This is a genomic window from Streptomyces sp. NPDC051041 (assembly GCF_044456065.1).
Classification (GTDB): domain Bacteria; phylum Actinomycetota; class Actinomycetes; order Streptomycetales; family Streptomycetaceae; genus Streptomyces; species Streptomyces glaucus.
Map to the genome: position 1 here is coordinate 530,097 of NZ_JBITFM010000002.1, position 13,949 is coordinate 544,045.

Annotated in this window: 13 protein-coding genes; 3 read left to right on the forward strand and 10 right to left on the reverse strand. The window is 67.1% G+C overall.

The window, feature by feature from the left end:
- Positions 1-163: 163 nt before the first annotated feature.
- Positions 164-577 (reverse strand): hypothetical protein, encoded by a 414-nt coding sequence (locus tag ACIBAI_RS05775; protein WP_399031254.1) that lies wholly within the window; start codon positions 575-577, stop codon positions 164-166.
- 227 nt (positions 578-804) lie between these two features.
- On the opposite strand from ACIBAI_RS05775, the gene ACIBAI_RS05780 reads away from it, so the two are divergent.
- From ACIBAI_RS05780 to ACIBAI_RS05790, 3 genes are all read left to right on the forward strand, one after another.
- A complete protein-coding gene (locus ACIBAI_RS05780; RefSeq protein WP_399031255.1) occupies positions 805-1,737 on the forward strand; it encodes a hypothetical protein in 933 nt (310 codons plus the stop codon).
- Positions 1,738-1,780: 43 nt separating this feature from the next.
- Positions 1,781-2,473 (forward strand): hypothetical protein, encoded by a 693-nt coding sequence (locus ACIBAI_RS05785; protein WP_399031257.1) that lies wholly within the window; start codon positions 1,781-1,783, stop codon positions 2,471-2,473.
- Between the two features lie 244 nt (positions 2,474-2,717).
- Positions 2,718-2,867 (forward strand): hypothetical protein, encoded by a 150-nt coding sequence (locus ACIBAI_RS05790; RefSeq protein ID WP_399031258.1) that lies wholly within the window; start codon positions 2,718-2,720, stop codon positions 2,865-2,867.
- Positions 2,868-2,922: 55 nt separating this feature from the next.
- On the opposite strand, the gene ACIBAI_RS05795 is transcribed toward ACIBAI_RS05790, so the two are convergent.
- From ACIBAI_RS05795 to ACIBAI_RS05835, 9 genes are all read right to left on the reverse strand, one after another.
- Positions 2,923-3,123 carry a hypothetical protein gene (locus tag ACIBAI_RS05795; RefSeq protein ID WP_399031259.1) on the reverse strand — a complete coding sequence of 67 codons (201 nt, stop codon included), beginning with the start codon at positions 3,121-3,123 and terminating at the stop codon, positions 2,923-2,925.
- A complete protein-coding gene (locus ACIBAI_RS05800) occupies positions 3,120-3,932 on the reverse strand; it encodes an N-acetylmuramoyl-L-alanine amidase (protein ID WP_399031261.1) in 813 nt (270 codons plus the stop codon). Before ACIBAI_RS05800 ends, ACIBAI_RS05795 begins: the two co-directional genes overlap by 4 nt.
- Positions 3,933-3,997: 65 nt before the next feature.
- A complete protein-coding gene (locus ACIBAI_RS05805) occupies positions 3,998-4,351 on the reverse strand; it encodes a DUF2746 domain-containing protein (RefSeq protein ID WP_399031262.1) in 354 nt (117 codons plus the stop codon).
- A complete protein-coding gene (locus tag ACIBAI_RS05810) occupies positions 4,348-5,658 on the reverse strand; it encodes a tail fiber domain-containing protein (protein WP_399031263.1) in 1,311 nt (436 codons plus the stop codon). The genes ACIBAI_RS05805 and ACIBAI_RS05810 overlap by 4 nt, the downstream gene beginning before the upstream one ends.
- Positions 5,659-5,669: 11 nt before the next feature.
- Positions 5,670-8,120, reverse strand: a complete 2,451-nt coding sequence (locus ACIBAI_RS05815) for a hypothetical protein (RefSeq protein WP_399031265.1) — start codon at positions 8,118-8,120, stop codon at positions 5,670-5,672.
- 26 nt (positions 8,121-8,146) lie between these two features.
- Positions 8,147-8,995, reverse strand: coding sequence for a phage distal tail protein (locus ACIBAI_RS05820; protein ID WP_399031266.1), 849 nt, complete (start codon positions 8,993-8,995; stop codon positions 8,147-8,149).
- Complete coding sequence (locus ACIBAI_RS05825) at positions 8,992-13,128, reverse strand: hypothetical protein (RefSeq protein WP_399031268.1); 4,137 nt, start codon at positions 13,126-13,128, stop codon at positions 8,992-8,994. Before ACIBAI_RS05825 ends, ACIBAI_RS05820 begins: the two co-directional genes overlap by 4 nt.
- A gap of 4 nt (positions 13,129-13,132) precedes the next feature.
- Positions 13,133-13,402 (reverse strand): hypothetical protein, encoded by a 270-nt coding sequence (locus ACIBAI_RS05830; RefSeq protein WP_399031270.1) that lies wholly within the window; start codon positions 13,400-13,402, stop codon positions 13,133-13,135.
- 110 nt (positions 13,403-13,512) lie between these two features.
- Positions 13,513-13,851, reverse strand: coding sequence for a phage tail assembly protein (locus ACIBAI_RS05835; protein ID WP_399031272.1), 339 nt, complete (start codon positions 13,849-13,851; stop codon positions 13,513-13,515).
- Positions 13,852-13,949: the final 98 nt, after the last annotated feature.

The following is a 13,949-nucleotide window of genomic DNA, read 5'->3' on the forward strand; positions in this document are numbered from 1 at the left end:
GTCTCGACGTTCACATGAGCGCACGCAAGCGGAACCACACGGGCCGCTTACGGCGGTCACCCTAACTTCCGCAGGTCAGGGGGCCTATCAGACTTCAGAACGAGAAACCCCCCGCCGATCTCCGACGAGGGGTTGATTCGAACTTGAATCGAACAAGGGCAAGCTAGTCACGGGCTCGGTTGCCGGTCGGGGCCAGCGGGCGACGGATCAGGTCAGTGTCCTGCTCCTCGCGGGGGATGTAGAAGAAGCCCTCTTCCGTGTCGGGGTCGTAGTGCACGACGAGGTTGTCCTCGTCGAGGGACTTCTTCCAGCTCTCCAGGCGCCGCAGCTTGGTCGGGTCGATCGGGCGCCCATCCCGAAGACGGCCCTCAAGACGGAGCATGAGGGCCGGGTAGAGGTGTCTGTGTTCTGCCTTGATCTTCCAGGGGAGTAGGTCGTCAGCGCGCGTGTTGCGTCGGTCGAGGCCCTTCCGCCGGCGGAAGGCCGCCCACATGGGAATCGTGGTCTCGATCCCGTACTTCTCGCGGTACTTCTGCTGCATCCACTCGTACGTGCGGCCCTCTTCGAACCACCTCACGACTTCCTGTTCATCCTGGATTTTCCGAGGTGGCATGTGTCCCCCTTCTGTGATGGCCGTCCCACTTCGACCTTCGCGTACAACCTCTGGCTATTGAGTAAAGGTTGACTCAAGGCGGGTAACCATGTCAAGCTGTGACCGGCCAAAAACAAGGTCACAAACTAAACAGGTGACCCCGGCAGCGCGCCAACGCTCCGGGGTCTGGCACTGAGAGTCGGTAGCTCCCAATGCAGATCCATCGTATCCCCTCGCATGAGCGGGACTTCGTGATCATCGCCAACAAGGCGATCCAGGACCCGCGCATTTCCCACACGGCGCGCGGCATCCTCGCGTTCTGCCTGTCCCTGCCCAGCGGGGCCAAGGTGAACGTCCGCACCCTGTCCGACAACTTCCCGCAGGGTCGCTCCGCGGTGGCCAAGGCCGTCAAGGAGCTGCGCGAGTTCGGCTACTGGGTGACGAAGACCGAGCGCGACAACGAGACGAACCAGATCGTCTCCACCGTGGACGTGTACGAGCTGCCGAACCTGGCCTCGTCTCCGGTTCCCACCCGTCCGGTCACCAGCACTGCGGACACCCGGAACACGGGCACGTCCCCTTCCGGGGAAAAGGACTCTCTCAAGGACGGGGACAAGAACCCTCCCTTCCCTCCCGCTGACCAGGACCGCCCGGCCGCGCCTGCGGCGAGGGAGGGCTTCAGCGAGAAGCAGGAGAGCGAGACCCCCCAGCTCGCCGAGGCCGCCCGCATCCTGCGCCGCCTCGCCGCCATCGACGGCCGCCTGAAGCTGTCCGACCGACAGGTGAGCAAGCTCGCCCCGTCCGTCGCCGACTGGCTCGACCGTGGCGCGACCGTCGCCGAGATCACCGATGCCGTGACCCAGGGCCTTCCCGCGAAGGTCTACTCCGCCGCGCGCCTGATCGCGGACCGCCTCGACCGCAAGCGCCCCGAGCGCAAGCGGCAGTGGAAGCAGTTCGCCGAGTGCGCGGACGGCTGCGGTCGTGTCCTGCCCGCTGGCCAGGAAGGCATCTGCCGCTTCTGCGCCGGGGTCGAGGTCTCCCCGGAGACGAAGGCGCACCTCGGCCTCGACCAGGCCGCGCCCGGCCCGCTGGCCCCCAAGGGCCTCGCCGCCTTCCGCGCCGCCCGTGCGGCCTGCGGCATCTGAACCTCCCCTTCCCTTCACTCGCACCACCCTGAAAGGCACACCCATGTCTCAGCCTGCCCGCATGCCCCGGTACGCCTACGTCGTCGGCGGCCTGGTGCTCGCCGTCGCCCTGGCGATGTCGGCTCCCGGCGAGTACCAGCTCGCCCGTACCGCCGGATGGAACGAGTGGGTCGCCGCCGGCATGCCGGTCTGCATGTCCGTGTACGCCGTCGTCGCCGTCTGGTTCACCGAGAGCCGCGCCAAGGGCGAGCGCGGCCGAGGCAGCGCCATCGCGGGTGCCGTGGGCGCCCTGGGCATGACCCTGGCCGGTCAGGTTGTCGCGCACTGGATCTCCGCCGGGTACATGGCCAGCTCGAAGGCCCTGGTCGCTGCCGTCTCCGCCGTCCCCGCGATCGTCGCCGGGCACGTCGCCCACATGGTGATCCGCGCCGCGAAGCATGTGCCGGCGGAGGCCGCGCTCGTCGTCGAGAACCAGGCCGACGACGAGCGCCAGAGCCAGGACGCCGAGCCGGTTCAGCCGACCCTCGACGGCGAGGAGCCGCGGGTCGACGAGGTTGCCCAGGCCCGCGCCAAGCGCCGCCCCGGCCGCCCGGCCCCCAGCCTTGAGGAGATCCGCCAGGCCGCCGAGCGACTGAAGGCCGAAGGCCGCGAGGTCAACGGTCCCAACCTCGCCAAGGTCATGGGTCGCGACCGCCGTACCGGCAGCCGCTACCTGAACCGTCTCCAGGCCGCCTGACCGACCCTAACTGCGAGCCGCAACCCCGGTGGTGGGGGACACTGTTGGCAGAACAGGTCCCTCACCACCGGAAAGCGGAGGAATGGACGTAACGATCACCATGCGCGTTTGCGACATCTGCAAGCGTCAGGACCGCCCCGCTACGCGGTACACCCTCACCCCAGAGAACGGTAAGCCGAGGAAGCGGGACCTGTGCGACGAAGACGCCGCCCCTGTGCTCGCAGCCTTCGGCGACGCAGTGAGTGTGGCCCGCAAGGATAAGTCCCCGGCCCAGGGCAAGGCGCCCGCAGCGAAGACTCCGGCCAAGACCACCACCTCCCGCAGGCGAGGTAGGACGCCGGTCGCCACCCTCGAAGAGATCGAGGCGAGGAAGGCTGCGGCCGACAAGTCCTGAGACAGAAGAAAGCGCCCCCCTACCGACCCGAGAAGGCCGATAGGGGGGCGCGGTGCTACTCGTCGCCGGGCCGGTCGACCAGGCCCAGGGAAGTGGCCACCTGGACGATCAAGGCGATCTCGGGCCTGTCGGCGTAGACCACGGCGGCGACGCTCACCAGGACGCCCAGGGCCGCGCAGACGGCCCCAGCGCGCGAGCGGTAGCGGACAGGCAGGACAGACAGGAATGCGGCGACGGGCTTGCGATGCTTGCTCATCGGCGCCCTGCCTGCTTCTGAAGTGCGATGAAGCCCCGCGGCCCGATCTTCGGGTCATGCAGGCCGACACGGTACTTCGGGTTGCGGTCGTGGAAGCGGGCCACGGCCCGCTGCGTCTCCGGGCCGTAGAAGTCGGTCACGGCGCCCTTGATCGGACCGTACCCGGCCCGAATGAGGAGCTGCTGAAGCTCCTTGACCTGGGGGTGCCGCACGCCGGGCCTCACGGCCGGGTTCAGGGAAACGATCTTCGAGGCGGGCTTTGCGGCGGACTTGGATGCCGCGGGCTTCGGTGCCGGCGTCTTCGACTTCTGGGACGCGACCCCCTTCGGCGCAGGCATGCCGTCCTTCACCCACTGGTACAGATGAACGCCGGGACACGCGGTCGCGTAGCCATCCTTGTGTCCCCGCTTGGCCAGGGTTCGGCCGGTCCGCTTGCACGCCTCGTCGTACAGCGCGCGAACGGATGCGAGGGCCTTGTCGCTGGGCTTCTGGTCGCCGCCGATCGCGACGTACACACCGAAACCACTGACGTTGTGATTGACACAGTGGGCGCCCTGAAGGTTCCACCCCCGGCCCTCGTAGATCGTCCCGTTCTGGTCGACCATGAAGTTGTAGCCGACCCCGGCCCACTTGTTCGCGAGGTGGATCTTTTCGACCTCGCGCGGGACAGCCACGCCGGTCGAATGGGCGGGAACGCCGCCGTGATAGTGGACGAAGAACTCGGTCCGCTTACTCATGGGGACAGTTGCAGGGGCGCCGTTCCAGGGCTTCGCGCCCCAGGTCTTACGGCTGACGATCGAGACAGTCACGGGACCTACCTCCGGGCATGACAAAGGCCCCGCACGCGACGGGGCCACAGGGACAAAAAACTGGGTCAGCTGACCTTCGGGCCAGCCATAGAGATGTGGTTGTCGAGACGATCGGCGACGGCCAGGCGCTCGCTGCGCTCATGGGACAGCTCTGCGCGCAGCTCGCGAATGTCCCGGCTGTGCTCGGCCTGCCCTTCAAGGACGCGATCGAGTCCCGCGATCACGCGGTCGAGGTCGTCCCGAAGGTTCGTGGTGTGCGTGTTGGAGACCTGTTCGCGGGCCTCCTGCGCGTGCTCGCGCACCTCGGCAATGGCTGTGCCCTGGCGACGCACCAGCTCGACGAGGACACCCATGAAGGCCGCGGTGACCACTCCGCCGGCGGAGACAAGCGCAACCTGGACGTTGGGGTCAATACTCATCGGGACATGTCCCTCACAAGCTGCTCCAGGCGCTCGATGCGCTCGGCCTGGTCCTGCACGACAGACAGAAGGGCCACGCCGAGAAGGTCGTAGCGCAGGGCATCGACGCGCCCCTCCTCGTCGTACTGGACGATCTCGGGCAGGTGCTCAGCAACCTCTTCAGCGATCAGGCCGAATTCGTCCCGCAGGTACTCGCCACCCTCCTCCTTCGGTAGCCGGTCGTAGAGGCGGGGACGCAGGGACAGAACTGCCTCGGGGTCGATGTCGATGTCCCGGATGTTCTGCTTGAAGCGGCGGGACGAGGTGTTCCGCGCGAAGGTGCCATCGCCCTGCACCCACACCGCGTAGTACGTCCCGGAGCCGGACACGCTGTCGGCGTGCACACGCTTCGTACCGTTGGCCCAGGCGATCGTGTCCCCGGCTTCCAGGTAGGACGAGTGGGAGTGGGACGAGGGCGGGAACGTGGACGGCTTCGAAGTAATGCTCGACCACGAGTGCGTGTGGGACGACGGCGGATACGTCGCGGGCGTCCCCGTGATTTCGCTCCAGGCGTGTCCGTGCGTGGTGGGCGGGTAGCTCGTCGGCTTGCCCGTCACCTGCGACCAGTCGTGCGTGTGGGCCGTCGGAGGCAGGGACGAGGGGGCGTCGGTAATGTCCGCCCACTTGTGCGTGTGCGTGGACGGCGGGAACGTCGCAGGCTTGCCGGACAGGTTGGCCCAGTCCACATTCGAGATGAGCGGCGTCCACTCCGTGTCGTTCCAATACTCCCAGCGATCGGTGTCGGCGTTGAAGCCGAGCATCCCAAAGCGCGGGGACGCCGGGCGGGTGCCGGTGTCCCACACACCGACACGATGCCCCACGAAGGTTCGGGTGAGGGCGATGTCCGCGGACGTGATCGAGGTGACGTTCGCGCCCACCGTGACGGACGCGAGCCCGATCTCGAAAACGCCCGTGTCCGTCTGAGTCAGGGCCGGGGGAGTTGTCGACCCGGCGGCGCCTTGCTTTACCGCCAGGACGATGGAGTTCAAGGACGGGTCGAGACGCAGAACCACGCGGTCCACGCGGACGGACGTGCTCGCGGACGGAATCGCCAGGACTTCAGTTGCAGTGCTCTGCACCATGAAGCCTCGCAGGAAGGCCAGGCCCGCCGAGACGTTCACGTTCATGCCGGTGCCGGCGGTGACCTGGAAGCCCGAGGACGAGCCGAACGAGGCGACGACCCCCGAGTCCTGGAACTCGCGGAACATCTGGCTGTACTGCGTCTCGGTGACGACCTGGGCATCAAAGGGGTAGGAGGTGATAGCCAAGGGGGAACTCCTTACAGAGCCGGTCCGGCATCCTCGACGGCGAGCGTCGAACGGGTTGAGGTGAGGTACCGGACACGGCCGTACGTCGCGGCGGCCCGTCGCGCCACGAGGGAAACGCCGACCGTGATCAGTCCGGCCGGCGGGTCGTTCAGGTAGAAAGTCGCTTCCACACCGGTTGAGGTGTTCGAGTCGTCGTCGAAGACGGTCGTGTAGAAGGTGCCGAGTGACGCCGCCGATGTGGTGACGGTCGAGGCCGCCGCCCACCTGACGGTGGTCATGGCGCTCTGCTTGGCGTACCGAAGCGAGGTGGAGTCGCCGGTCCCGTCCGTATCCACCGACGCGATCCTGAGAACCACCTTGTAACACCGGCTCGCTTCAGCGGTGAAGCTCTGGGTGTAGATCATGGTTTCGGTATCGCCGACGTACTGCGCATCGGTCATGGCCGTGAGGGTCTGCAAGGCGACGACGCCCTTCGCGGCCTTCTCGTTGAAAGCCGAGGTGCGCCAAGCCGTCCAACCCGCCGCGTCGTTACCGGTGCGCGTCCACTGCTCGACCGTGGTCGAGCTGAGCCGTAGCCACGTCTGGTGGGCGTAGGTGCTGCCCACGGGGCGGACGGTCCGCAGGGTGCCGTACTTGCCTCCGGTACCGAAGGCCCATCCGCCGGCGGCTGCCTGCGTGTCGTTCATCGTCAGAGTGGACACGCCGTAGGGGTAAGTGCTCGGCAGAGAATCTTGCGTGTAGCTCGCGGGATTCAGCAGCGCATCGAAACCGACCTGCCGCCAGGGACCCCAGCCGGTCTCGTCGCTTCCGCTGCGCTCCCAGTCCTGCGTGCCATCGGCGGTGCTCAGGCGACTCCAGCGCTGGTGGGCGTACGTGCCGCCGGGATTGCGGAACGTCCGCAGGACGCCGTACCCGGCGCTCGCGAAGGACCAGCCGCCAGCGCTCGCCTGCGTACTGTCCAGCACGACCCAGGAATCGCCGTGCGGATAGGCGGTCGGCAGAGAGGCTTCCGTGTAGTTCGCCGCGTTGAGCTGACTGTCGAAAGCCACCTGGCGCCAGGGCGACCAGCCGCCCGAATCGCCACCGCGGACCCACATCTCATGCTGCGAGGTGGTCGCGTGCACCCTGCGCCATGTCTGGGTGGCGTCGCCGCCCTCCCAGGTCCGGGTGGTGACGTATCCCGCCTTGCCTGCGAAGTCCCATCCGCCCTGCGTGGATGCGGTGGAACTCAGGAAGAACTCGACGGTCTCGCCCTCCGGGTATCCGGTGGGCGGGGTCGCTTGCGTGATGCCGGTCGGCTGGATGACTCGGGGGCCAGGCGGGGTGGCCTCAGCCGTGCGCTCCAGAGAGGAGACGCGGGACTCTAGATCCTTCTGCGCGGAGGCCGCAGCCGCCTCGGAAGACAGGGGAGTGGGGTCGCCCAGGGTGGCGCCGAGCCGGTAACCGTCTGAGTCGACCTTCAGGACCATGCCCGTGACGACGGCCGCCATCTCCGTACCACCGATGATGACGGACACCTTGTCGCCGAGGAACCAGTCGCGGCCGAAGTCGAGCGCGGAGTCCTCCATCGGCACGGCCTGGGCCGCCCGAATGGTCGTACCGCCATCGGCGAGGGCCTCCGTGCCCTTCTGCGTCAGCTCGGCTGTGTCGGTCGAGGACCGCTCGTCGATGAACGTCTCGATCCTTCGGCCCCAGTCCGCCTCGGCCGCGATCGAGTCGGCGTTGTCGACGGGGACGAAAAGGCGGTTCGAGCCGTCTCCGTCGCCACCCACGATGACGCGGGTCTTTGCCGGCGGCGAGACCGTCACTCGCTGACCCGCGAGCGTGTTGTTCACGACGCCAAGGCGGACCTCCTTCGTGCGGTCCTGCACCGCGTACGTCTCGAAGACGAGGTTCGAGCCGCGCTGCACGACCCGGAAGCCCAGGCCGTTCGGCTCGGCCAGCTCCTTGCACAGCTCGCCGAGCTGCTGGAAGCGGGCCGCCTTGCTGACGATCGTGCCTCGCGCGCCGTTCGTGCCCATGACGAGACCGGCCCGGCGCCGGGCGGGCGGGGCGCTCGGCCCGCAGTTCGCGTCCACGTAGTAGTGCATGAGCGACTCGGCCGCGTCGGTCCGGTCGTCGTAGGCGCGTGCCTGGGTCGAGGCATCCCCGTTGGTCGGCTCGGGCCAGGCAAGCATGTCCGCCAGGATGATCGTGTCGTCCACGCCCTCGACGGTCAGCGTGCCGAGGGGGTCGGTCGCGGTGACGGCGGTCTCCGCCTTCGTCACCGGCCCCGAGAACAGAACGTCCGTGGGGCCGGTCACGATGATGCCCGCGCCGGGCGTGGACAGGACGGCGGCGAGTGGATGCTCGGCGCTCAGGCTGAGCTTCCACGTCCCGACGTTGTTGTGCACGTCCTCGGCGTCCAGCGTCAGCAGATCCGCGGGGATGGCGCCGACGCGCGTCAGAGTCTTGTCGCGCACCTCGACGAGGAGATCCTCTTGCCTCACTAGATCACCACCCACTTACGAGGACGCCACGAGCACACGATCTTGGAAGCCGTCGTGGTATTGAGGAGAGAAGCCGTCACGGTCGAGGTGCCGGGCGCGACCGACCAGAAGTGCGGAGCCGGGGCCAGCAGGGCGTACCGGTTCGCGCCGGTCCCGTCCTTCACGGTGCCGGCGCCCATGTCGACGATGAGCTTCTGTCCGGCCGCGAGCGTCCCGGTCCAGTGCAGGGTCTTGCCGGTCGGACTGATCGCCTTGAAGTTGTCGCCCGGCCCGGTCACCTCCCATACGGGGAAGGCCGGCACATCACCCTCGTTGGCCAGCTCCACGGAGCCGATCGCCTGCGACGAGGCGAGCGGCATGGACGACAGCGACGACAGGAACGGGCTCGCCGTCGCGTCGCCGATCGTGACCGTCTGCGGGGAGTCGGCCAAGAAGTAGGGGGACGGGGCCCGCAGGGTGATGACCGTCTGCACGTCCCGCATGCCGGCGCCTGCGTCCATCTCTCCGCCGCCGATCCATGCGACCGGAGTCGACCAGCGCCCGCCCGTGCTGTCGATGTACGTCAAGGTCAGGCCGCTTTCGTCCGCCAGGACCCGAGCGAGGCGGGTCACCAGCTCGGACAGGTGTGCCCTGTCCCGTCCCACGATGTCGAGGGGTATGTCGATGTCGCGGGGGAGGACGCGCCGCCCACGGTAGGCGGCGCCGTCCCCTGCGCCTTCGAGCCACTGCACGGAGAGCTGGGGCAGGCCCAGGCCGGTGATCCCGGCGAGGGCCTGGAACCCCATCCCGTCCGTCTCGAACCCGTCCAGGCGGAGCCTGTCCGAGGCCGAACTCAGCTCCAACTTCACCAGCCGACCATCCTTGCCCGCGAGGCAGCCGCGAACAGCTCCTCCTCGGACGAGAGGGAGCTTCCGGAGCCCGCGTAGTAGTTGAGAACCTTCGTCACGGTCTGGCTGGGGCCAGCCGTCGCCAGGCCGCCAGAGACGGCGGCCGTGACCTCCCGAGAGGCGCCCGAGACGGCGCTCGACGCGAGCGCGTTGGTGGCGCGTTCGACGCGCCCGCGCTCGTCCTCGACGCCCAGGCCGAAGCCCTTGCCGACGAACGAGCCGAGCTTGCGGAACAGGCGCGAAGGGCTGTGGATGTCCAACGCCTTCTTGATGGCCTTCACCATCGCGTCGGCGATCTTGAGCATCTGCGCTTCGATCTTGTCCTGCTGCGCTTCCAAGCCCTTGACGAGGCCCTCGGCCGCCTGAATCCCCGCGTCGTACATGTAGTGCGAGGCGGTGGACCCGGCCTTCGTGGCGTACTTCTCCAGCTCCTTTTGCAGGTCGTTGATCTCGGCCACGCCAGATGCGCCCGCGTTGGCGATGGCCTCGGCCGCGGCGAGCCCGGCTTCCGGCCCGGCCATAGCGATCTGGTCAAAGGTGGTTGCGTTCAGCCCGAGCTTTCTGAGCTTTGCGAGCACGTCCGCGAACCGCCTGGCCTGTACGACCGCGTTCTTCAAGGAATCCGAGATCGTTTCGAAGCTCGCGTCCTTGACCTTCGTCACGTCGCCCGTGTCGATGACCCGATCCGCGACCTGCTGCGCGTACTTGCTCATGTCGTCGCGGAGTTTGTCGAGATTCTCCTGCGCCGCCTTGAGCTTCTTCGTTCCGGCCTCCCACTGGGCGGCCAGCTTGAGGAGCTGAGTCCGGTCCGAATTGATCCGGGCCTTCAGGCCCTTTGAGGCGTTCTTCGGGATCTTCGCCGTCAGTTCGTTGAGCGCCTTCTTTACATTGTCGAACTGGCTATCCAGACCCTTAATAAGCCCCTGGATGATCAGTCGACCGGCCTCGTAAAGAATGACGGCATCCTTCTTGGCCGGACCCTTCCAGTCCGGGAGCGAGTCGGTCAGCTCGCCGAGCTTGGCCTTGACTGCGCCGAACATGCTGCTGATGCCGGAGATGAAGCCCTTGATCAAGGTGACGCCGGCACTCCTCAGCGTCGAACCCAAGTCGCCGAGCCTCTGCCGGGCGAGACTCGGCAGCCTGCCGACCGCCTCGGCGCCCTTGCTGATCCACTCGCTGATCGTCGAAACCAGAGCGTTGAACTTCTCGACGGCCGTCGTGCGGACCGAAGTCCAGCCGTCAGAGAAGTATTGCTTGATTCGACTGATGCCGGTGGACGCCTTCGAGAGCAGACCGGAGAAGAACGACGAGAAGCCCTCACTGATCGAGGACCAGGCGCTCTTACCGAATGACTTAACCGCTTCCCAGCCAGCCTTGAAGGTGTCCTTGATGGCGGTCATGCCCCTCTTCGCGGCGCCAAGAACACTGACCGAAAGCCACGTCAAGAACGCGCCGAGGATCGTGTTCCAAAGGCCCTTCACGACCGACCAGAGAGCCTTCAGGATGTTGATGATGTCCTGGCCTAGCTCGTCCCACTTGCCGGTGAAGAGATCCTTCCAGAACTCAAAGACGGCCCTGATGTAATCAAAGGCGCCCTTGAAAATCTGCTTCAGGCCCTCCAGCATCATGGAAACGCCGTTGATCGCGGAGATGAACGACCCGATCAGCAATTCAGCGATGAACTGAATCGCAGGCGCGAGGACGGGCATCAGGAAGTCGATCAGCGACTTGATCGCTTCCAGGAAGGGCATCGCCGCTTGAACCAGGCGATCCCAGGCTTGCGCCAGGAGCGGGAGCATCGTCGCGGCGATGTTCTGCACCACTGGAATCAGCGGGAGCAGAACGGCTTGCAGGATTTCCAGGAGTACCGACACCAGCGGCATGGACGCCTGGACAACCTGACCGATGAATTGCGCGACTATCGGCAGGATCGGGGCAAGGCCCGAGACGAGCTGCGCGACGAGCGGCGCGACCGCCGCCATGATCTGCGTGAACGCCTGGGTGACGATCGGCAGAATTTCAGACAGCGCCGTGAACGCCTGGCCGAGGGCCTCGGAGATCACCGGCACCAGTGCGGCGATGACCGGCGAGAGCTGCTGGAAGACGCCGGTCAGGGCGCCGCCCAGAAGCTCGATGACTGGCAGGACGGACGGGACCAGCGCGGCGAAGGCGTTCGCGAGCGGAGTCAGCGCGGCAGCCACGAGCGGGCCAAGCTGGGCCGCGAGCGCGCCCACGACTTCGAGCACAGCGCCGAGCGCCTTGCCCAGTGGGGCCATCGCCGGGACCAGGCCCTCGACCGCGGCCTGTATGCCGTCGAAGAGGGCGTAGAGGCCGACGAAGACCTCGGGCTGGTTCAGCGCAGCAGCGATGCCGCTGACGGCCGTACCGATGATCGTGCCGACCTGCGGCAGGAGCACCGTGAGCTGGGTCGCGAACTCGCTGAAGAATGCCTTCAGCTCGGCGCCGCCGGCGGATGCCATGTTCGACATCGCGGCGTGCGCGGCCGAGAACAGGCCGACGAGCTTGGCCTGCACGCCACTGCTGTCGATGGCGGCGTGGATGCCCGCGAGGGTGTCGCGGACCATGCCGAGGGTGGACCCGCCCGCCTCGTTGGCCGCGCGGGAGATGCCGGCGAAGATGCCGCCGACCTCGTACAGGATTCCGCCGAGATCCTTCAGGGCTTGGATGCCCTGGTCGATCTCCTCGCGGAGGCCGGACTCGCCCTTACGGTTGAGCCAGGCGTTCGCCTTCTCGGAGACCTCGACGAACCACGTCGCGAGCTGGGGGAGGTAGCCTGCGCCAACCTCGCCCAGAACCTTGATCATGTTCGCCCAGGTGGCGGTGCCGCCTGTGGCAATCTCGATCGACTTCGAGAGGTCGTCGAACATGCCGCCCAGCGCGGGGGCGACGGTCGACTTGATGGCGGTGGCGAATCCGCCGAAGAACGAGCCGAGCTGCGTTGCGGTCTTCCCGAACCCGGCTTCCAGCTCAGGCAGAAGGCCGTTGATCAGCCCCCGGATCGGCGCCTCGGCCTTGGCCCAGAAGTTGTTGCTGATCAAGTTCTGAAGCTCGGAGAACTTCCCCTTAACCTCGGGAAGGACCTTGTTGAAGTCCTTGAGGGCGGCGATTGTGACGCCGAGGCCGATCGCGATGCCGCCAAAGATTCCGGGCAGGGTCAGGGACGTGGCCCCGATCTGCGCCAGCGACGCAGACAGCGTGAACAGGTTCGACGCCGCAGCGATGCCCCAGCTCGCCAGACCGGCTATCGCCGTGGCCAGGGTGCCGATGATCGGCACGGACTTGTCGAGGCTGCGCAAAGCTGCGCCGAGCTTCTCGAAGACCTCGCCCAGAACACGCCCGCCCGAAAGCGCTGCAAGCATGGCGCCGGCGGACGCGGCGGCCGACAGGGACACCTTCGGGAACAGGTTGACCACGCGGTCGCGGGCCAGGCGGCCCAGCGCGAGCGCCACCGCAGCCATCGCGCCGTGCGACACCTCGGGCTCGATCTTCGCCTTGAGGCCGTCGATCTTGTCCTGAAGCTCCTCGATCTCCCGCTCGACCTTGCGCTTCGCCATCGCGTCCAGCTCGGGCGTGAGTTTCGCCTTCAGCTCCCGCATCCGCTCGAAGGCCGCTTCGAGCTGCCGCTTCGTCTGGGCGACCATCTTCGCGTCGAGCCCCGGCCGGACCTTGATGGCGTCCATCTGGGCCTGGATCTCTTCGCGCGCCCTCTGGGCTGCCTCGCGGTCCACGGCGACTCTGACCCGAGCGGAAGCGTCGAAGGTGATGCGTCGCTGGTTGGCTCGCTGCTGGTACGCCTGGGCGGCGCTCCTGACCTCCGACGACACGCCGGACAGGTCGAGCTTCGTGTAGAAGCGGATCTTCCGGGAGTCGGTCGCCCGGTTGTCGCGGTTGATGTCCCGGACGGCCTGAAGGACATCGGCGCGGGCGCCGGAGGCGTCAGCCTTCGTCCGAATCGTGATCGCGAGATCGTTCTCGATCCGTTCGAGCTTGGCCTTCAGGTCTTGCTTGAAGCCGGACGTGTCCGGCATGACCTTGACCGCGATCCGACCGACGATGTTCGGTTCCGACGCCACGGGCTTACCTCCGCTGGAAGTGCTTGTAAATCTCCGCGACGGTCCGTGGCTTCTTGGCCTTGTCCTTTTTCTTCTCGGCCTTCGTCGCCTTCGGCCTCGGATAGGCGGGGATCTTCGGAGCCTTGCCCTTGCCCCACTGGCCCGTTGCGCGGGTGTTCTGGTTGATGGCGTCGAATAGGTCGGCGGCCAAATGCCGGTCCTGGCCCCAGCCGAAATGCTCACGGCCGCCCGACGCCAGAGCGACAGTGAGGGAGGTGTCGGGAAGCCTCTGCACGAGCAGAAGGACGAGCGCAGGGGAGGGCCCCCGGCCCGCTATCACGTCGGCGAGATCGACGCCGAAATGGAAAAGCAGGTCCGGGTAAAGGCCCTCTCCGTATTCGTCGATCAGCCCTGCGAGGCCGAGGCTTCCCCCACCTGAGTGCTCTCGCCGTAGTGGCCGAAGATTTCGGCGAGGATCGCGAGGTCGCCCCCCACGGCGTCGAGGAGCTTCTCGGCGGCCTTCTCCGACTCCGCGACGGTACGGATGGCCTGGGCCAGAAGCTCGGCCTGGTCGGAGTCCTCGTTCCCCATCTCGTCCTGAAGGGCGAGAAGCGCGTCACGCCGGGCCTTGGGCAGACGCAACGGGTTGAGGAGGCGAACCACGTCCTCGCCGAAGGTGATGTCGGTCGAACCGTACTTGCGCTCGGCGGCGGCACGGATGTCGTCGAGAGAGAAAGTGGCCATGAGGGTGCGGACCTCCGAAACGAAAAGACAGGAAAGGGGCTGCGGACCTGGGAGAGGGAGGGGAGGACCGGCGCGGGCGGGTCCGCATCACACCCGCG

Coding starts and splice junctions, on each gene's coding strand:
- ACIBAI_RS05780 (WP_399031255.1), top strand. CDS start 805: ATGCAGATCCATCGTATCCCCTCGCATGAGCGGGACTTCGTGATCATC.
- ACIBAI_RS05785 (WP_399031257.1), top strand. CDS start 1,781: ATGTCTCAGCCTGCCCGCATGCCCCGGTACGCCTACGTCGTCGGCGGC.
- ACIBAI_RS05795 (WP_399031259.1), bottom strand. CDS start 3,123: ATGAGCAAGCATCGCAAGCCCGTCGCCGCATTCCTGTCTGTCCTGCCT.
- ACIBAI_RS05805 (WP_399031262.1), bottom strand. CDS start 4,351: ATGAGTATTGACCCCAACGTCCAGGTTGCGCTTGTCTCCGCCGGCGGA.
- ACIBAI_RS05835 (WP_399031272.1), bottom strand. CDS start 13,851: ATGGCCACTTTCTCTCTCGACGACATCCGTGCCGCCGCCGAGCGCAAG.